General features: G+C 56.7%; 20 protein-coding genes. 9 read left to right on the forward strand and 11 right to left on the reverse strand.

Annotated features, from left to right (window positions below):
* The first annotated feature begins 193 nt into the window (after positions 1-193).
* Positions 194-1,114, forward strand: a complete 921-nt coding sequence (locus D4A39_RS04130; RefSeq protein WP_119917536.1) for a DMT family transporter — start codon at positions 194-196, stop codon at positions 1,112-1,114.
* Between the two features lie 437 nt (positions 1,115-1,551).
* On the forward strand, positions 1,552-2,265 hold the full coding sequence (locus D4A39_RS04135; RefSeq protein ID WP_022986525.1) for a hypothetical protein: 714 nt from the start codon (positions 1,552-1,554) through the stop codon (positions 2,263-2,265).
* Positions 2,266-2,536: 271 nt separating this feature from the next.
* On the opposite strand, the gene D4A39_RS04140 is transcribed toward D4A39_RS04135, so the two are convergent.
* A complete protein-coding gene (locus D4A39_RS04140; protein WP_022985109.1) occupies positions 2,537-3,715 on the reverse strand; it encodes a vWA domain-containing protein in 1,179 nt (392 codons plus the stop codon).
* A 5-nt stretch (positions 3,716-3,720) separates the two neighbouring features.
* Positions 3,721-4,563 carry an AAA family ATPase gene (locus D4A39_RS04145; protein ID WP_022985108.1) on the reverse strand — a complete coding sequence of 281 codons (843 nt, stop codon included), beginning with the start codon at positions 4,561-4,563 and terminating at the stop codon, positions 3,721-3,723.
* Positions 4,564-4,687: 124 nt separating this feature from the next.
* On the opposite strand from D4A39_RS04145, the gene D4A39_RS04150 reads away from it, so the two are divergent.
* On the forward strand, positions 4,688-5,404 hold the full coding sequence (locus D4A39_RS04150; protein ID WP_022985107.1) for a 16S rRNA (uracil(1498)-N(3))-methyltransferase: 717 nt from the start codon (positions 4,688-4,690) through the stop codon (positions 5,402-5,404).
* 71 nt (positions 5,405-5,475) lie between these two features.
* On the opposite strand, the gene rluB is transcribed toward D4A39_RS04150, so the two are convergent.
* The 6 genes from rluB to D4A39_RS04180 form a co-directional block, all read right to left on the reverse strand.
* Complete coding sequence (gene rluB / locus D4A39_RS04155) at positions 5,476-6,324, reverse strand: 23S rRNA pseudouridine(2605) synthase RluB (protein WP_022985106.1); 849 nt, start codon at positions 6,322-6,324, stop codon at positions 5,476-5,478.
* Positions 6,317-7,219 (reverse strand): SMC-Scp complex subunit ScpB, encoded by a 903-nt coding sequence (gene scpB, locus D4A39_RS04160; RefSeq protein WP_119917537.1) that lies wholly within the window; start codon positions 7,217-7,219, stop codon positions 6,317-6,319. Before scpB ends, rluB begins: the two co-directional genes overlap by 8 nt.
* A gap of 2 nt (positions 7,220-7,221) precedes the next feature.
* On the reverse strand, positions 7,222-8,154 hold the full coding sequence (locus D4A39_RS04165) for a segregation and condensation protein A (RefSeq protein ID WP_022985104.1): 933 nt from the start codon (positions 8,152-8,154) through the stop codon (positions 7,222-7,224).
* A 13-nt stretch (positions 8,155-8,167) separates the two neighbouring features.
* Entirely contained in the window at positions 8,168-9,382 is a 1,215-nt protein-coding gene (locus D4A39_RS04170) for a tryptophan--tRNA ligase (RefSeq protein WP_119917538.1), read from the reverse strand.
* Between the two features lie 126 nt (positions 9,383-9,508).
* Entirely contained in the window at positions 9,509-10,132 is a 624-nt protein-coding gene (locus D4A39_RS04175; protein ID WP_119917539.1) for an L-threonylcarbamoyladenylate synthase, read from the reverse strand.
* 92 nt (positions 10,133-10,224) lie between these two features.
* Entirely contained in the window at positions 10,225-11,076 is an 852-nt protein-coding gene (locus tag D4A39_RS04180) for a PHP domain-containing protein (RefSeq protein ID WP_233552400.1), read from the reverse strand.
* Positions 11,077-11,226: 150 nt separating this feature from the next.
* Between D4A39_RS04180 and D4A39_RS04185 the strand changes: the two genes are divergently transcribed.
* The 3 genes from D4A39_RS04185 (at position 11,227) to D4A39_RS04195 (ending at position 13,059) form a co-directional block, all read left to right on the forward strand.
* Positions 11,227-11,958 (forward strand): VC0807 family protein, encoded by a 732-nt coding sequence (locus tag D4A39_RS04185; protein WP_119917541.1) that lies wholly within the window; start codon positions 11,227-11,229, stop codon positions 11,956-11,958.
* A 16-nt stretch (positions 11,959-11,974) separates the two neighbouring features.
* A complete protein-coding gene (locus D4A39_RS04190; protein WP_119917542.1) occupies positions 11,975-12,274 on the forward strand; it encodes a YciI family protein in 300 nt (99 codons plus the stop codon).
* 122 nt (positions 12,275-12,396) lie between these two features.
* Positions 12,397-13,059, forward strand: coding sequence for a TIGR04211 family SH3 domain-containing protein (locus D4A39_RS04195; RefSeq protein WP_022985098.1), 663 nt, complete (start codon positions 12,397-12,399; stop codon positions 13,057-13,059).
* Positions 13,060-13,079: 20 nt separating this feature from the next.
* Here D4A39_RS04195 and D4A39_RS17750 read toward each other — a convergent pair whose 3' ends face one another.
* Positions 13,080-13,940, reverse strand: coding sequence for a hypothetical protein (locus D4A39_RS17750; protein WP_158586917.1), 861 nt, complete (start codon positions 13,938-13,940; stop codon positions 13,080-13,082).
* A gap of 309 nt (positions 13,941-14,249) precedes the next feature.
* On the opposite strand from D4A39_RS17750, the gene yihG reads away from it, so the two are divergent.
* From yihG to D4A39_RS04215, 3 genes are read left to right on the forward strand one after another with little or no spacing between them, the layout of a single operon-like run.
* Complete coding sequence (yihG, locus tag D4A39_RS04205) at positions 14,250-15,140, forward strand: 1-acylglycerol-3-phosphate O-acyltransferase, YihG family (protein ID WP_119917543.1); 891 nt, start codon at positions 14,250-14,252, stop codon at positions 15,138-15,140.
* A 59-nt stretch (positions 15,141-15,199) separates the two neighbouring features.
* The gene (locus D4A39_RS04210; RefSeq protein ID WP_119917544.1) at positions 15,200-17,770 is read left to right on the forward strand and encodes a DUF349 domain-containing protein; all 2,571 of its coding nucleotides are present in this window, start codon (positions 15,200-15,202) and stop codon (positions 17,768-17,770) included.
* A 6-nt stretch (positions 17,771-17,776) separates the two neighbouring features.
* Entirely contained in the window at positions 17,777-18,262 is a 486-nt protein-coding gene (locus tag D4A39_RS04215) for a DUF4442 domain-containing protein (RefSeq protein WP_022985094.1), read from the forward strand.
* Between the two features lie 35 nt (positions 18,263-18,297).
* Here D4A39_RS04215 and D4A39_RS04220 read toward each other — a convergent pair whose 3' ends face one another.
* Positions 18,298-18,912, reverse strand: a complete 615-nt coding sequence (locus D4A39_RS04220; protein ID WP_119917545.1) for a DUF924 family protein — start codon at positions 18,910-18,912, stop codon at positions 18,298-18,300.
* 9 nt (positions 18,913-18,921) lie between these two features.
* Positions 18,922-19,542 carry an arylesterase gene (locus D4A39_RS04225; RefSeq protein ID WP_233552401.1) on the reverse strand — a complete coding sequence of 207 codons (621 nt, stop codon included), beginning with the start codon at positions 19,540-19,542 and terminating at the stop codon, positions 18,922-18,924.
* Positions 19,543-19,566 lie beyond the last annotated feature (24 nt).

The raw sequence follows: 19,566 nt of genomic DNA on the forward strand, positions 1-19,566 counted from the left end.
CGGCGGCAACGGTTTTGCGTTCTCCCGATCAGTGGTATGCAAAGCGGGGTTATTGGCCGGGCAATGACGGGCATGAGTCCAGGAACTCAGACGCACCTATAACCGGCAGCAGGCATTCACATTGCCAGTGTTCATTGGCGTCACCGTCTTATCAGGATCATGCTGAGCGCATCTACACATCAGGAATGTTGGGATGACGACCAGGCAATGGTGGCACTCCGGACTGGTTTGGGTTGCGGTGGCAACCTTTGCCATGGCCTTCAAGGGCATCTTCGCCCGCATTATTTATCAGTATCAGGTGCCAGTGAATGCGCTGCTGATCTGGCGATTCTGTCTGGCCGTTCCCCTATTCTGGCTGATTGCGAGGTGGATCAATCGGCACCAGCCACCCGTCCGGTTGTCCGTTCGGCAATGGGCGGTGTGTGCGTTCACCGGGGCCCTGTTCTTTGTCAGCGCCTGGTGTGATTTCCATGCAATTGACGCGCTGGGCGCCAGCATATCGCGCATGGTGCTCTACCTCTTTCCTGCTCTGCTGATGCTGGCCCAGTCCGTGGAACAACGACGCCTGCCTGGCCCACAGCAGTTGGCCATTTTTCTGGTGGCCTGGATGGGTATCGGCATGCTGTTGTTACCCGGTTGGCATGGTGGAGATATCAGTGCCCTTGGCCTGTTGTACGGCTTTGGCGCAGCACTGTGCTATGCCGCGTTCTGGCGTACCAGCCAGTCGTTGATGAAACCGCTGGGTTCAGTGCGCTTCAACCAGCTTTCCAATACCTTCACGCTGTTACTCATGATGGCACTGCTGCTTCCCACCGTGTCTGCGGATGACCTTGTTGTCAGCCTGCCAGCCTTTGGCTGGATCGTGTTGCTGGTCCTGTTCTCCACCGTGTTGCCCTTTTTTGTCTTGTTTGAAGGGTTGAGCCGTTCAAATGCTGCCGAAGCGGGCGTGGTTTCCATGTTCGGGCCGGTGGTCACCGTCAGCGTGGCGATTATGGTGTTTCCGGATGAGCAGCTCGGGTTACTGCAATGGTGCGGCGTGGTTCTGGTGTTATTGAGCATCGGGGCACTGACATTGAAGAAAGTGGGACCCGCCTCCCCGGCCAAGGACGCCTGACCTGCCCGGATGTGACCCTTCCCGGCAGGCGACGTCATTGCTGCTTTCAGCCCAGGGTTTTTATGATGTGACTCACTAGGGCGCCTCTGAATAACTCCTTGCGTGCTCAGTCTTTCAGGCTGGTTCGCCCCCTCTATGTGCCAAAAGATAAAGAGGAGCGCGATTTTGAAGGTGTATGTCCATCCATCGGCTCTTCACCTTCGAAGGAAGCGCAACAACGAGTGCGGGCCAGCCTGGAAGACCCGAAGGGCGCGTCCTGAAGCGCACATCTGCTGCGCCTTGCCTCTAGGAAAGGGAACCACCCTTACCTTCGAGACAAGACACAACAGTTGCACGCTTCAGGACACGCTGAGCATGCAAGGAGTTATTCAGAGGCTCCCTCGTCACTCGGTGCAACACCTCGCGCCGAACACATCAAACCGACCCTGGAGTCCCCTATGGCCGTCACCCCCTTTGTGGCCTTCCCCTGCTCTGCCGAGCTGCGCAGCGAAACCGAGAAGCTGATCATCAACCTGCGCGCCGGCGTTTCCGAGCCGCAGAACAAGGCCGCCATGGCCACCATTGACCTGCTGATTGAAGACCTGCTCGATGGCTTCCTGCTCAAGCTGATTGATGTGCTTGAAATGCAGAATTTCATGGCCAAGCTGGTGCGTAGCACCGCCGGCACCATCAACAAGGCGGGCTCTTCCATTGCCAACGCCTCGCTAAAGAAAATGGACAACGACCAGATGCGCCCCATGGCGGATCACGTGGCCTCGCTGATGCTGGATGTGGAAGTGAACGGCGAAGTGCAGCCTTGGATGGGGGTGCCGGTATCTGCCGAACTCTCAAAGGAGTTGCACGATGTGGCAGCAGGCCTGTGCGCCGACACCCCCAAGGAATTCGTCTCCATGGCCATGGATACCCTGGATAAACTCACTGCCCAGGCTGCGGAAGTGTATATCAGTGAGTCTGTGCGCCTGCTGCAGGTGGGTATTGTGCTGCGCAAGATGGCCAGCGCAGCGATTTCCGCAGTGAAAGGCGCCATGCGCCTGATGCTGAAGAAGACCCTGCCGGACCTGGATGAAACCCAGCTCAAGGCGCTGGGCGACTACATCAATACCCTGCATGTGACTGACGGTGCGGCGGTGGAGTTTAAAGAGAGCGCGTGATTACGCTGGATGCTGTGTGATAAAGAGGATCACGCCGTAGGAGCGTCGCTCGCGGCGCGATAAACGCCCAGGGTCAAAAGCAGCTTCACCACAGAGTTTACAGAACACACAGAGAAAGAAACTGTCTTTTCCTCAGTGATCTCTGTGGTAAACATACCGTTTAAAGGTGGTAGCTATCGCGCCGCGAGCGACGCTCCTACGGGAAGGCTCAATAGCCCCACAAAAAAGGCCGGACATTTGTTCGGCCTTTTTCGTCAGGTATCAGACGTCCTCACTTGCTCAAATACCGCATGGCCTTTTCCAGGCCTTCGATGGTCAGCGGGAACATCTTGTCTTCCGACAATTGCTTGATCCACTGGGTCGAGGTGGTCATCTGCCAGGCGCGCTCGGGCTCGGGGTTGAGCCACACCACCTTCTCGTAGGTTTCCTTGATCCGCTGGAACCAAACGGCACCGGCCTCTTCGTTCCAGTGCTCCACACTGCCCCCCACAGAATTGACCTCGTAGGGGCTCATGGCGGCATCACCGACAAAGATGATTTTGTAGTCGTTACCGTACTTGTGCAGCACATCCCAGGTGGACACCTTTTCGTCCCAACGACGGCGGTTGTCCTTCCAGACGTATTCGTAGATGAAGTTATGGAAGTAGAAATACTCCATGTGCTTGAACTCCAGCCGGGCGGCAGAGAACAGCTCTTCACAGGTCTTGATGTACGGGTCCATGGAGCCACCCACATCAAAGAACAGCAGGACTTTGACGCGGTTTTCCCGCTCGGGCCGCATCTTGATATCGAGCAGCCCGGCATTGCGGGCCGTGGACGAGATGGTGTCGTCGATATCCAGCTCTTCGTCACGACCGGTGCGGGCAAACTTGCGTAGCCGGCGCAGGGCGAGCTTGATGTTACGGATACCCAGCTCGACCGAGTCATCCAGATTGCGAAATTCGCGCTTTTCCCAGACTTTCACGGCCCGCTTGTTGCGCGACGGGCCTGTCATGCGCACCCCTTCAGGGTTGGCACCGTGTCCACCAAAGGGGCTGGTGCCGCCAGTGCCGACCCATTTGTTGCCGCCCTGGTGGCGTTTCTGTTGCTCTTCCAGCCGCTTGCGCAGCTCTTCCATGATCTTTTCGAGACTGCCCAGTCCCTTGAGCTTTTCAAACTCTTCAGGGGACAGGTTCTTCTCCAGCTCCTTGCGCAGCCACTCGTCAGGGATCACCTTGCTGAGCCAGTCTGGCTCAAGGGTTTCGAGCCCCTCGAAGTAATTGGCAAAGGCCTGGTCAAAGCGGTCGTAGTACTTCTCGTCCTTGACCATGACGGCCCGGCTCAGCAGGTAAAAATCATCCACCGAGCCGAAGGCCACATGAGCCTGCAGGGCATCAAACAGATCCAGCAGCTCGCGAAGGGTAACGGGTACCCGGTAGCGGCGCAGGTTTTCGAAAAATCCGATCAGCATGGGGCTTAGCTTTCGCGGCGGTTCATGAAGGCCAGGCGTTCCAGCAGCTGCACATCAGACTCGTTCTTCAGCAAGGCACCGTACAGCGGCGGAATGGCACTCTTGGTGTCGCGGTTACGCAGGATGTCTTCCGGGATATCGTCGGCCATCAACAGTTTGAGCCAGTCGATCAGCTCACTGGTTGAAGGCTTCTTCTTCAGGCCCGGCACCTTGCGCAGATCGAAGAAGATCTCCAGTGCCTCGCTGACCAGGGTCTTTTTGATTTCCGGGAAATGCACATCCACGATGGCCTGCATGGTTTGGGCATCGGGGAAGTTGATGTAGTGGAAGAAGCAGCGGCGCAGGAAGGCGTCGGGCAGCTCTTTCTCATTGTTGGAGGTGATGATCACGATCGGGCGCTGTTTGGCACTGATAGTCTCGCCGGTTTCGTAAACGAAGAACTCCATGCGATCCAGTTCTTGCAACAGATCGTTGGGGAACTCGATGTCGGCCTTGTCGATTTCATCAATCAGCAGTACCACCTGACCCTCATGGGTAAAGGCTTCCCACAGCTTGCCTTTCTTGAGGTAGTTGGAAACGTCCTCTACGCCTTCAGCACCCAACTGAGAGTCCCGCAGACGGGAGACCGCGTCGTATTCGTAGAGCCCTTGCTGAGCCTTGGTGGTGGACTTCACATTCCAGGACAGCAGCGGCAGCCCCAGTGACGCCGCAACCTGCTCGGCCAGCAGGGTTTTACCGGTGCCGGGCTCGCCCTTGATCAGCAGGGGGCGCTTCAGCGCGATGGCAGCATTTACCGCCATTTTCAGGTCATCTGTCGCGACATATTGATCAGTACCCTGAAACTGCATGCTTTTCTCCACAAATACGGTTGTTCTGACAGGCGCACACTCTACCAACCCGGCTTCCCGCGTCATAGTGCCGCAAAAGCCAATAAAACAGTGATTTGCGTCAACGCTGTGCGATAATCGCGGCATGAATTTGCTGCTATTACACCCCGAGCAGGCCCTGTCCGAAGGGCTGTGGCGCTTGAGCGATCGTCAGGCCCGCCACGTCTGTGGGGTATTGAAGTTGTCAGTGGGCGACACCTTGCGTACCGGGATCCTCAATGGAGGCACCGGGAAGGCAAAAATAGAATCCATTAAAAACAATGGTGTAGAGGTCTTTTTTAACCCTGACTCTGAAGCTGCAGATCCCCTCCCCCTCAACCTTCTTCTGGCACTCCCCCGCCCCAAGATGCTCAAACGCATCCTGATTGATGCCACCAGCCTCGGCATTAAACGCATTGTGTTGATCAACAGCTGGAAGGTGGACAAGAGCTATTGGCAGACCCCGAATCTGAAAGCCGAAGTGTTACAGGAAAAAATGCTGCTGGGACTGGAGCAGGCCCGGGATACGCACATGCCGGAGTTGACCCTGGCCCCCCGCTTCAAGCCCTTTGTTGAAGACGCGCTGGATGGTTGGGCGGGTGACAGTCGTCGGCTTATCGCCCACCCGGGTGACTTTCCGGCCATGCCGTCCGATCTGACAGACGCTGTGACGCTGGCGATTGGACCCGAAGGCGGCTGGACAGACTATGAAGTCGAAATGCTGCGCGACAAGGGGTTTGCCTGCCACAGTTTTGGTGAACGTATTTTGAGAGTGGAAACCGCCCTGCCAGCCCTGGTCGGCCGAGTAATACGACTTCCGTAGCCTTTCAAAACAAAGGGGCTGACGATCAGCCCCCGCTGCGCTCTGCCAGAACAGAGCAACATCCCTGACGATTAACGGCGATAGGGGCCTCGACGGCCCTTTCTTGGAGGCTGGTTGCCATTGCGCTGATGGCGCAGGCGAGCACGACCATACAGACCCGTATACTTCTTGCCCTTAAGTTCGACCTTGTCGATCAGACTCTTGATCTGGGCCTCGTCCAGATCCATCCATCGGCCTTGTCGCAGTTGGGGTGGCAAGCGCAGATCACCAAAACGTACCCGCATCAGACGGGCCACTTCGAGATCCTGTGACTGGAACAGGCGGCGTACTTCGCGATATTTACCGCCGACCAGAGTGACTTTATACCAATGGTTGGCGCCTTCTTCTGCCCCACCGGCATCGTCAATGCTTTCGAACTTGGATACGCCATCTTCCAGCAGCACACCATCCAGCATCGCCTGGCGTTTTTCCGCGGTGAGATCACCTCGAACCCGCACGGCATATTCGCGCACGAAACCATTGGAGGGGTGCATCAGACGGTGGGCCAGCTCGCCGTCGGTGGTGAACAGCAGCAAGCCGGTGGTGTTGAGATCCAGACGCCCAACTTGCACCCAGCGCAAGCCATTAAGGCGCGGCAGGTTGTCAAACACCGTGGCACGACCTTCCGGGTCGTTGCGTGAACAGACCTCTCCCGCGGGCTTGTGATACATGATCACACGTTGAACGATGTCTTCCTCGGCCTTCACTTTAATAATCCTGCCATCCACACGTAAGGTGTCTTCGGGTCCCACCCGGTCTCCCAGGGTGGCGACATTGCCGTTCACGGACACCCGACCAGCTTCGATCCAGGTTTCCAGTTCACGGCGGGAGCCCAGCCCTGCACGGGCCAGGACTTTCTGTAGCTTTTCCGTTTCAGTCATGACGGTTCTGGCTGTCCTCTATACGGTCTTCAGTACTTGCTTTGTCAGCCTCGCTCTCGGCAAGTACCGCGCGGCTTTCAGCCTGCTCGTCATCGTCGTCAGCTTGCTCGTTGGCCGGCTTGCGACGGAATTCCTGCTCAAAGCTGCTGAGCACGGCATCGACATTGTCCATGCTCATCAGCGACTCTTCATCAATATCCGGTTCCTGCTCCAGACCCGGGAAGCTTTCCTGGTCACTGGGCAGGCGGTGTTCACGTTCTTCATCCAGCAAACCGCGGCCATCTTCGCCGGCTGGCGCTTCATCGTCATCACCAGGCGATGCATTGACCGGCGGAACATCGGTGAGTTCCAGTTCTTCGTTGACCTTGTCCAGGTCACGAATCTCGGACAACGGCGGCAAGTCTTCGAGGCTTTTCAGGTCAAAATAATCCAGAAACTGCCGTGTGGTGGCGAACATGGCCGGACGTCCCGGCACATCCCGGTGGCCCACTACCCTGACCCAGTTTCGCTCCAGCAGGCTCTTGACGATATGGGAGCTTACCGAAACACCACGAATTTCCTCGATTTCACCACGTGTAATCGGTTGCCGATAGGCAATCAGGGCCAGTGTCTCAAGAATGGCCCGGCTATAACGAGGGGGTTTTTCCTGCCACAGACGACTGACCCAGGGGCCCAGCTCCGGACGCGCCTGAAAACGAAACCCGGACGCCACTTCGCGCAGGTAAATGCCGCGCGCTTCGTAATCCTCACTGATGGACTCGATAAGCTTGGCCAGCTCTTGCTTGCTGGGCCGGTCTTCTTCATCGAAAAGGCTCAGCATGCCATCACGGTCCAGCGGCCCTTCGGCGACCAGTATCGCCGCTTCCAGTATTCTTTTTATCTGTTCAGCGTCCACGCTTACCCCTCGGTTCCATCATGGGCGTCGTCATCAAAACCGGGCTCATCATCGATTTCCAGTTGAGCCAGCACTTCCGATTCTTCCATTACCAGAGTTTTGGCCTTGACATGAATCGGGGCAAACGATTCTGTTTGCACCAGCTCGATCAGCGAGCCTTTGACCAATTCCAGGATGGCAAGAAAGCTCACCACCACCCCAAGGCGCCCCTCTTCGGGGTTGAACAACTCGATAAAGGGAACAAATTCGCGCCCCTTGAGCTTGTCGAGAACATTGGCCATGCGTTCACGGGTAGACAGTTTCTCCCGGGACACCTGGTGGCTCTCGAACATGTCTGCCCGGTGCATCACTTCTTTTAACGCCAGCAGGAGCTCACGCATATCCACATCGGGCTGGGCCTTTTCCCGGGAGTATTCCGGCCGTTTGGCCTGGGCCGGGAACACGTCACGCTCCAGGCGGGGCAGCTCGTCGATATCTTCTGCGGCTTTCTTGAAACGTTCGTATTCCTGCAGACGGCGAATCAGCTCTGCACGAGGGTCCTCGCCCTCTTCCTCTTCGTCGTCCTTGTAGCGTGGCAGCAGCATGCGGGATTTGATCTCGCCCAGCATGGCGGCCATGACCAGATATTCCGCGGCCAATTCGAAATTCATGGCCTTCATCAACTCCACGTACTCCATGTACTGGGCGGTGATGGTGGCCACCGGGATATCGAGAATATCCAGGTTCTGGCGCTTGATCAGATACAACAGCAGATCCAGGGGACCTTCGAAGGCCTCCAGGAACACCTCCAGCGCATCCGGCGGGATGTAAAGATCGTCCGGTAGCTTGGTGATGGCCTTGCCGTACACCAGCCCGAAGGGCATTTCCGCCTGCTGGGCGTGCTGCCCTGCAGGTGGTGCCTGGTCGGTGACGGTTGGCTCTACGGTTTCTGACATGTCCCTGTCTGCCTTAACGGTAGTTGAGGCCCATCGCGGCGCGCACTTCTTCCAGTGTCGCACGGGCCGCCTCGCGGGCCTCTTCACAGCCTTCGGCGACGATGGTGCGTACCAGGTCAGGGTTTCGAAGGTGCTCCTCGGCACGCTTGCGAATCGGCTCCAACTCTTCCTGAACGGCTTCGATAATGGGCTTTTTGCAGTCCAGACAGCCGATGCCTGCACTGGTGCAGCCTTCACGTACCCACTGACGGGTGGTGTCGTCAGAGTACACCATATGGAATTGCCATACCGGACAGTTGTCCGGATCACCCGCGTCGGTACGTCGCACACGGGCGGGGTCGGTGGGCATCCGGCGAATCTTGTTTTCTACGTCCGCAGGCTCTTCACGCATGCTGATGAAGTTGCCGTAGGACTTGGACATTTTTTGACCATCCAGCCCCGGCATCTTCGAGGCGGGCGTCAGCAGGGCCTGAGGTTCCGGCAGGATAACCTTGCCCCCCCCTTCCAGGTCGCCCATCAGACGTTCTTTGTCGCCCAGGGTAATGTTCTGCTGGTTGTCGACCAGAGCACGGGCGGTTTCCAGTGCCGCTTCGTCGCCTTTTTCCTGGTACTGGCGACGGTGATTCAGGTAAATCTTGGATTGTTTCTTGCCCATCTTCTTGATGGCAGCCTCAACCGCCTCTTCGAAGCCTGGTTCGCGGCCATAAAGGTGGTTAAAACGACGGGCGACTTCACGCGTCAGCTCAACGTGGGCGACCTGATCTGCACCCACCGGTACCTGGCCGGCACGGTAAGCCAGAATATCGGCAGACTGCAGCAGCGGGTAGCCGAGGAACCCATAGGTGCTCAGGTCTTTTTCACGCAGTTTTTCCTGCTGGTCTTTATAGGTCGGCACCCTTTCCAACCAGGATAACGGGGTCATCATCGACAGAAGAAGGTGTAGCTCGGCGTGTTCCGGCACCTGGCTCTGGATAAAAAGGGTGGCAGAACCCGGGTTGACGCCCGACGCAAGCCAGTCGATAACCAGATCCCAGACGTGTTGCTCGATTTTTTGAGGGTTCTCGTACTCTGTGGTCAGGCCGTGCCAGTCAGCAACGAAGAAAAAACATTCAAACTCATGCTGAAGGCGCGCCCAGTTTTTCAGCACGCCATGGTAATGCCCCAGATGCAGACGGCCAGTGGCGCGCATGCCGGAAACAACTCGCTGGGAGGGAACCACGGAACTCAAAATCGACTCCTTATGCCCGTTCTTGGGTGTCAAAGGGGAAAGCCCGCGATTATACGGTGAAGCGAGTCTTCAGGGACAGGGAAAAGCGCCCTGAACACGCCTCACTGTGCAAAATACAGGCAGGAATCAGTAGATGCTGTCCACCGGGCCTGCGCCCTCGCGGATGACTTTGGGCCCATCACCGTCCACCAGCGAAATAACGGTGGTTTCCTGTACCCCACAGAAGCCCCCGTCGATGACCAAATCCACTTTGCCCTGCAGGAAATCACGCACATCCTGAGGGTCAGTTAACGGGAACTCGTCGTTGGGCAAATGGCAGGTAGAGGTCATGATCGGCTGGCCATGTTCTGCCAACAGGGCCTGGCAGATGGCATGGTCCGGCACACGAATACCGATGGTCCGTTTCTTGGCATCCATCAAACGACGAGGCACCTCTGTGGTGCCGTTGAGGATGAAGGTGTAGGGGCCGGGAGTATGCGCCTTGAGCAGGCGATAATCCGGGTTTTCAACCTTGGCATAGATAGCCAGCACTGAAAGATCCTGACACAACAGGGAAAACTGGTGCTTTTTGTCCAGCTGACGAAGCCGGATCAAGCGGTCCAGCGCGGCCTTTTCACCGATGCAGCAGCCTAACGCGTAGATCGTATCCGTCGGGTAAGCGATCAAGCCGCCGTCGCGGATCACCTCTACGGCCTGTCGAATAAGACGTGGCTGGGGAGTTTCAGGGTGAATGTAAAGTACGTCAGTCATAATGTCGGGCGCGCTTGCGGTTAAGGATTAATATTCAGCTTTAGGTGTTATCGGTAACACATTGAAAATATTTGGCTTTGCTGTGCCATATATCAACTGCTCAGGCGCCCTTCCCACACCGGCACCGCACCTGCAGGCACCTCGGGCAAACGCCCCAACGCCAGCCATTTCTGCTCTGGCGAATGGAAATCTGAGCCGGCAGACACCTGCAAATCGAAGTATTGCCAACACTCGTTGAGCAGTTCTGTCTGTTGTCGGGTCAACCCGGGCATGGCCACTTCCAGCCCATCGCCACCCGCAGACTTGAATGCCGTCAGGAACTGACGCAACCGTTTACGGGTAAAGCCATAAGCCTGGGGATGCGCCAGCACGGCCAGCCCTCCGGCCGCATGGATGTCTGCAATCGCCTCCTCCATGGTACACCAGGGGGTCGCCACAAAGGCGGATTGCCCCTGTTTGAGAAAACGATTGAAGGCGTGGCGACTGTTGCGTACACGGCCTGCCTGCTCCAGATAACGGGCAAACAAGGGGCGTCCCGGAGCATCCGTCCCCGCCAGCTCACAGGTCCGCTCATAGCTATTCGCCAGCCCGGCGGCCCGGTCAAGGCGGCGACCAATCTCGCGGGCACGGTTCACCCGCGCTGCCTGCTGGCTTGCCACCCGGTCGTTGAGCCGGGCATTGTCCGTATCCAGCCAAAGCCCAAGCACATGAAATTCCCGGCCGTCGTGACGTACCGAGAGCTCGATACCGTTAATCAGGGTGATCCCGCGACGAACCGCCGCGTCGTGTGCCTCCTCAAGCCCTGCCAGGGTATCGTGATCCGTCAGCGCCAGATGCGTCACGCCATAGTCCGCCGCACGGTCTACCAGGGCAGCCGGTGCCAGCGCACCGTCTGATGCCAGACTGTGACTGTGAAGATCATAACAACGGGCGGATGGATCCACGGGAACCTCAGGGTCAAAAACAGGTCGGTAAGTTACCATATTGCAGGGTGAATTACTGCGCTGATGCCGCTACCATCAGGCGCTACCGATCACCGCCTGCAATGCGTCATACGCAGCACGGCGTGACATGCCATACACACCCGGATCCCGATGACAGACAATACGCCCCAGGAAAAACAGGCTTCTGCGGCCAGCCCCCGCAAGGAAAGCATGCTGGCCAACCTGCTGGTCAACATCATTATTCCCACTCTGATTCTCAGCAAGTTGTCCACTGACGACTATCTTGGCACCAAGTGGGCCATTGTGGTCGCCCTGGCCTTCCCACTTGGATACGGGCTTCGCGACCTGCTCACCAGCCGCAAGATCAACTTCTACTCGGGGTTGGGCATTGTCAGCATCATGCTCACCGGGGGCATTGGCCTGCTTGAGCTGGATGCCAAGTACATGGCGATCAAGGAAGCCGCCATTCCCGGTCTGCTCGGGCTGGCCACCGTAGGCTCGCTGTACACCCGTTACCCGTTGGTGCGCACACTGGTATACAACGACACCCTTTTCGATCTGGAGAAGATCTCGGCGGGTCTGGCCTTCAAAAATACAGAGCAAGCGTTCGAGCGCACCCTGGTGGTCGCCTCATGGATGATTGCGGGCTCCTTCTTTGTCTCCTCGGTTCTCAATTACGTGCTGGCCATTAAGCTTCTGAAAAGCCCGCCCGGCACGGCAGCGTTTAACGAGGAGCTGGGCAAGATGACCGCGATGAGCTATCCGGTCATCGTGATTCCGTCGATGATCATCTTTGCCCTGGCGCTCTTTTATCTGCTCAGACGTCTCAGCAAACTCACCGGGCTGTCATTTGAAGAAATGATGGGCCAGAAGAACGGTTAACCGCAAAGGAAACACCATGTTTTACGCCATTATCAGCGAAGATGTCGCCAATTCCCTGCCGCTTCGCAAGCAGGCCAGAGAGGCCCATCTCGCTCGCCTGCAGACCCTGAAAGAACAGGGCCGGCTGCTTCTCGCCGGCCCCCACCCGGCTATCGACAGCGAAGAGCCAGGCGATTCCGGTTTTACCGGCTCACTGGTCGTTGCGGAGTTCGAATCCCTTGAAGCGGCGCAGCAATGGGCCGATGCCGATCCCTACATCGACGCCGGGGTTTACGCTGGGGTGACGGTCAAGCCCTTTAAGAAAGTACTGCCCTAGCCCCCGGAATTATCGATTTTTTACAAAGATGCCACGGCCTGCGGCGCGATTTGTGATTATGGTAGCGCCGCACGCTGATGCAGTGTTCTAGACTGCGCGACTTGTATATTGAGGAGTGATTCATGCTCGCACGAGTGATTGCCGTATTGGCACTGGTTATGGTCTGGGGAGGTGCTCACGCCTCGGCAGCCTGGGTCGATGACAGTATTTATGTGCCGATTCGCGCAGCTGCCAACCCCAGCGGACGCATTCTGCACCGGGGTATCAAAAGCGGCACCCGGATTGAGTTCATGGGCTTCGAAGGTGACTGGGCGAAAATCCGCTATGGCGATATCGATGGTTATATCGGCAAGCAGTACCTCAGTCAGTCGCCGACAGCAGCGATTCAGTTGGAGCGGGCTCGCAACGAGAGCGAGCAAGCCAAAGCCGAGGCGGCAAAATTGCGCACCCAGCTGGCGGAGATCAAGGGAGAGCGCGATGCGCTGTCTGAACAAGCTGGCGAGCTCAAGCAGTCGCTGAATTCTCGTAGTGACGAACTGGAACAACTACAGGAAGTCGCCTCTGACCCCATCCGGCTGGATCAAGCCAATCGCCAATTGAATGAGGAGCTTAGCCTGTACCGCTCCGAACTGGATCAGCTGAAGGCGGAAAACGTGATGTTGCGTAACAACAACACCTCACAGATGTGGATGACTGGTTTTGGTATTGCTGTTATCAGCATGATCTTCGGGTTTTTGCTGCGGTCACGTGGCGGTCGACGCCCGAAAAGCGGTTGGGCCAACTAACCGCGACTCTTCACGGCAGGTCATGACTCATCGGGTTCCCATTGAGGCAGGCCTGCCTGTACTTCCAGTCGCAACACAACCCCACTAATGCCCTTGTAGCCCTGCCCACGGGGCCAGTAGACATAGGGTTCAAGCTCCCAGAAGAACCACGGACGCCAGATGCTTTGCCGGAAGCGCACACTGGTTCGCCAGTTTTCAACCGCCGCGACCGGATCGGTAAAGCCATCCAGGCCAACGCTGTAACTCACCCCTGTTCTCGGGCCCAGCTGCCAGTAAAAGCGGGCGTTCTGGTTGAAATACCAATCCCGGTTGAGCTCGTTATTTTCTTCCGTCAGCTCATATTCACTGCTGAGCCGGACACTGGTGTTCAGCGTTAGTGGCCGGTCGAACTCGAACAGGGTGCTGGTACCAAAGCCGTCCGGATCTTCCCAGTAACCTTTCTGCGTGAAACGAAATGCCCAGGGACTGGATGCGATGGGGCTGAACCAGCGATAACGCGCCCTGACAAACGTCTTTATTTCAGAGCGCAAGCCGACATCAATGTCGACATTCATCCGGTCGGGCATGTTGGCTGCCCAGCGCAACGCACTACGAAAGCCGCCATCCTCCTCGCCGACTTCTTCAGGACGGGTATCGAGGCCATCTCGCAATTCATCATTACGATCGTTTTCATTATCGAAAACCAGACTCAGTCGGTGCTTCAGGTTGGGAAGTTCCACCCTTCCCCGCACATTCAGTTCGGTACTGTCATTGTCATTGTCCTGCCATCGGTTGGCACCGACGATACGTACCTGAGTGCCGGCAGAATCCCCGTAGACCGCATCAGGGCGAGCGAAAAAGCCGTCAACCCATCGGCTCGGGCCGCACACCGTGCGTGACATCCAGCCATGGGTACGATCAACCCAGCCCTGAGATGCCAACTCATGTTGGCAAGGGTTGTAGCCCGGATCATCGTCAACGGAAAAACTATCGCCTTTCAGCTCTTCGGCTGCTATTGCGTTTAAGCTTGAACCATAAAGCAAGCAAAGCACGCATATTTGGCGGCAAAGATTGGCGCTCATGAAGCGAGAATAGCCGGGATTGCCAGTCTCCGGAACATCTTCATGAGAAAAGAATGACCGAAACGGCACGGGACAAGACCAACACCATTGGTTAGCATCCGCCACTGGCACACTGATGATGGCGGGACTATGACTGTCTGGCACAAGATTCGCGGTTCACTGGCTCTTTTGGGGATCGTTATCAATACTCTGATCCTCTGCCCTGTTTTATTCTTCTTTGCGCTGCTCAAGCTGGTGCTACCCTTTAATACTGCCCAAGTGGGCCTGTCTCGGGTGCTGGTGTTTATCGCCGAAACCTGGATTGGTATCAATAACGGGATCGCTGCATTCACCAGCCAGGCGCGTTGGCACATTAGCGGCATGGAATCCCTGGACCGTAACCAATGGTATCTGGTCACCTGTAACCATCAGACCTGGGCCGACATTCTTGTCCTTCAGAAAGTTTCGAATCGACGCATCCCCTTTCTCAAGTTTTTTCTCAAGCAGGAACTGATCAAGGTCCCGATTCTGGGGCTTGCCTGGTGGGCGCTGGATTTTCCGTTCATGAAGCGCTATTCCAAGGATGAAATCGCCCGTGATCCCTCATTGAAAGGTAAGGACCTGGAAACCACTCGAAAGGCATGTGAGAAGTTCGCCTACTTCCCTACCTCGGTGATGAATTTCTTCGAAGGCACCCGTTTTGATGCGAAAAAGCACGCCTCTCAGGCTTCGCCTTACCAGTACCTGCTCAAGCCCAAGGCCGGCGGCGCCGCTTTTACGCTCAATGCCATGTCAGGACATTTGCGAAATCTGCTTGATGTGACCATTATCTACCCTCCGGGTGCACCGCGCTCCTTGCTGGCCTATTTGGGTGGCGCTATGCCCGTCGTGGACGTCATCGTGCAACAGCGGGTGATCCCCGCCTGGGCCTCAGAGGGTGACTACGAATCGGATCCGGAATTCCGCGCCCGTTTCCAGCAATGGATTGGAGATCTCTGGGACGAGAAGGACGCACTGATAGCCTCACGAATGAAGCAGTGACCCCGGGAGAAGGAAACTGCTTCACACAATAAGGAACCCGGGATACCGGGTGCGACACTATGTTTGGCCGATTTCGTAAAGCCCGCTGGCAACACGCCAACCCTGACATTCGACTCAAAGCAATCGAACTTCTTAGCCCCCGTGGCGATGCCCAAATACTGGCCCAGCTGTCACGAGGAGACGCCAGCGCCCTGGTCCGGGCAGCTGCAGCCGGCAGACTGATTGAACTGTCACTTCTTGATGAAATTCACCAGCGCGATGAAGCCCCCTCAGTACGTGAAGCCGCGTCGATGCGCATCATGGCCTTATTGGCGGGCACCACCGACGATTCTCCAAATCAGGATACCCGGCTACGGCTGATCCGCTTGACGACTAACGATGACGCACTACGGTTCATCGCTGAAAACAGTCCTGACGAACACTGTCAGCACGCTGCTATCGAACGTCTACACGACCCTTCCGTTCTGTTTCAGCTAGCCATCAATGCTCGTAGCGAAGCCTTGCGAGTAACTGCGGCCCAGCAGATTTCCCATCTACCCACGCTAAAACGGCTGACACGGGAAGGACGCGACAAGCGTGTCGTTCGTTTGGCCCGGGATCAATCCAGGGTCCTTCAGGAAAAAGAACAGCAAGAGGAAGCGCGGCATGCAAAAGTGGTGCACCTCGCTGACCGCCTTGAGCAACATGCGCGACGGCGTGCCGATGCCCTGTACGGACCTCGTCTCGAACAACTCGAGCAACAATGGCAACAACACAGTGACAATGCCACTCCGGACCTTTCTGCCCGCGTCAGCCAGGCCCTCCAGCAATGCCGGGAACAACTGAATTCGTTACAGGAAGCGCATCGTCTTGAAGCCCTTCGAGATACTGCCCGGACAGAGCGAGATGCTTCTGCCCATGCACTTTACCAGTTGCTCAGCCAGAGCCATTCCCAAACCTGGGAGCAACAATTGGGCGAGCTTCGCTCTGCTCTCGCGACACAGCAACGTCGATGGCAAAGCGCCCATGAGCAGAGCCCTGCGGATGAAAATGAAACCCGCAGCTTCAATGATTTGGTCGCAGCGTTCGAGAAAATGATCTCCCTGGCGACAGCAGCTCTGGAAACAGAGTCTGCCGAGGCCCTGGAGCAATTGTCGCAGCAATGGCCCTCGGAATACCCTCGTCCCAGTGCACTGATGGATATTGCTGAACCCGCGACACCCTCTTCCCCCAGGCCGGATTCCCGCAAACCCCGCACGACGCCTCACCGGGGGTTGTTAGTGGCACTCAAACGCGAGCTCAGCAAAGGCAATCTACGTCATGGCAACCGTCTTTGGCACAAGGCCGAGTCGATCGTTGAGGAAGAGAGCGATAGCGTTCTTGCCAAAGAGCTGGCCAAGCTGGCCGAACGCCGAGCAGAACTACAGGATTGGCATCGTTTTGCAGCCCAGCCAAAGAAAGAGACGCTTTGCGAGAAAATGGAAACGCTGGCCACAGCCGATACCCGCATGGATCCACCTGAGCTCGCAACCGCCATACAGGCTCTCCATGACGAATGGCGAGCCCTGATGAGCTCGGATCAGGACGAAGACCAGGCACTTTGGGACCGATTCAAACAGGCGACTGATCAGGCTTACTTGCCCTGCCAGGCACACTTTGCTGAGCAAGACGCATTGCGTCAGCAGAATCTCATAAAGCGACAGGAGCTTTGCCAGCAACTCGAAAGCTTCATGGCTAATCAGAGCTGGGAAAACGTGGACTGGGAAGCCATCTGGCAGATTCGCCAGCAGGCCCCCAGGGATTGGAAGCAGCTTCAACCAGTACGGTTCACCGACAACCGGGAAGTGCAGAAACGTTTTTCCGCCCTGCTGTCTGATCTGGATGACAAGCTGAATCACTGGATCGAACAGGCCCGTAGCCAACGTGACGGTCTTATTCAACAGGCGCAATCACTGCCCATCGAAGATGGACAGATTCAGGAATCCGTCAGACAGGCCCAGCAGCTACAAAAACAGTGGCGTAATACCGGCTGGGTACCGCCTTCCGTGCATCGTGGCATGCAGAAGTCCTTCAAGCGCGCCATGGACCGGGTCTTTAACGAGCGCAATCGCCTGCACGACGCCCAAAAAGCCCAGCAAAGTGCACGGCTGGATGAGGCCCAAAAAGCGCTATCCCAACTGGAATCCACACTGGCTGCTCCCTTTTCCCGTGACAACGCGAAGCAGCTATCTGCCAGTCTCAGCGAAATCGATACCTTCAGTGATCTGCGCCTGCCCAGGGACATGAATCGTCAGCTGCAGCAGTTACGTCGACGGGCCAGAGAGCGTCTTGACCGCATGAGCGAATGGGAACAGTGGCAAGCCATGCAAGAGACCTTGCAGGCGCTGCCTACCGGGGAGCAATGTGAGGAACAGGATCTGGTACTGGCGGTTGCCTTTGAAGCGCTGGCCGGTGTGCCCTCTCCCGAGCCCGAACGTCAGCGCCGCCTCGCCTGGCAACTGGAGGCATTGCCTGCCGCCATGAAGCGTCAGGGCTTCGCGGTGCTGGACGAAATGACCAAGCTGCTGGAGCAGCATCAAGGTGGAGTCTGCACCAATGCCAAAAGCCGCATGCATGCCGCCCTGGCCGTCCTTGAGCCTGGTAACGGGTAACCGAGGGTGAGCAATATTCTTACCCGCTTTGCACGAAGCCCCAAAGGCCTGAGATGGTTTTTGAACATCTACGGCCCCTATCTAGGAGCCGGCGTTCGCGTGGATTATCTCGCCGAAGACTTCCGGGAACTGAAAGTCTCCATGGGCCTTCATTGGTACAACCGCAATTATGTCGGCACTCACTTTGGTGGCAGCCTGTACTCAATGGTCGATCCCTTTTACATGCTCATGGTTATGAACGTGCTCGGACGGGATTATGTGGTATGGGACAAACACGCGGACATTGACTTTATCCGGCCCGGCAAGGGCCGGGTACATGCCCATTTCAGGTTGACCGACGACGACCTGAGGGAAATACGTGAGGCAACCAAAGGCGGTGATAAATACCTGCCCAGATGGCAGGTTGAGATCGTCGATAACGATGGTGAATGCGTGGCACGGGTAAACAAGACGCTCTATATTCGCCGCAAAATCAGCGCATCCGGGACGTGATGTCTAAGCCTGATCAACCGGCACTCCTACGCTCTTCACTGACCATATCCTGAGTGCGTTTCCAGAAAAAGCCGCTCGTCATCACTGCTGTCACGGCCAAGCACCTTGTTACGATGCGGGAACCGGCCAAAGCGGCGAATGATATCCCGGTGCTCCCTTGCCGCTACCAGGTGGCCCTCGATGGAGCCCTTGACCGCCGCCGGGGCGGATTGCTGGATCGCTTCGAGTGATGTCACACACAGATCGTGCAGATCCTCATCCTCTGCATGCATCAGCGGCATGACAAAAAAAACCTGTCCACAGGGTGGCAAGTTTGCTGTCATCCTCCGCGACAATCCTTCCACCGCCAACGTAGCGGCCCGGTGGTCACCGGAAAACGCGCGAGGAGTTCGTCGGAAGATATGGCGTGGGAACTGGTCCAGCACCAGAATCAGGGCAAGACGCGACAATGGCTGGCGCTCCCAATCTACCAGTTCTTGCTGTAGTGCGGCTTCAACAATTGAGCCAAAGCGATGCTCAATTTCGGCATCATCGCCCGCACCGGCACGGAACCACTTACGCATTGCCGGCTGGCTGGGCCACCCACGCTCAATGCCGTCCTCAAACCAGTAGTCGAGTACTTCCTGCCAAGGTGATACCAAATCAAACATAGGGTTGCCCTATCCTGCGTTATGACTGTTCTGTCGCGCAGACAGACATTGCCCGGGCAACAACGGCGCAAGAACGGTCAGCGCATTCTCCAGTAATAATGGCTGTACTTCTGCAGTAGGATGAATGCCGTCTTGCTGTATTCCGTTTTGCTCAATAACGCCCTCCAGAAAAAACGGAAACAGAGGGACATCCAGTTCAACTGCCACTTGCGTGAATTGTTGTTCAAACAAACGGGAATACTGTTTGCCATAGTTCGGGGGGATTCGCATGCCAAGAATCACCGGGGTTGCGCCACTTTCACGGCTAACGGAAACCATCTGGGCGATATTCTGTCTCATGATAATGGGGGACAGTCCACGCAATCCATCATTGCCACCCAGTTCGATAACCACGATCTGCGGTTGATGCTGCTCAAGCAGCCCGGGAAGCCGGCTTTTGCCACCGGCAGTGGTTTCGCCACTGACTGACGCATTGATCACTTGCAGATTGCTGCAGGACGCATCCAGTGACTGTTCAAACAGGTGAACCCAGCCTTGTGACTTTTCAATGCCATAGGCTGCACTGATACTATCGCCCAGTATCAGAATCCCGTTCGCACGCGCTAGCGTTGCGAATCCAACAAGTGCCATCAGCAACAGTGGCCTGACCATGAG

Source organism: Alcanivorax profundi (assembly GCF_003597125.1).
Classification (GTDB): Bacteria; Pseudomonadota; Gammaproteobacteria; order Pseudomonadales; family Alcanivoracaceae; genus Alcanivorax; species Alcanivorax profundi.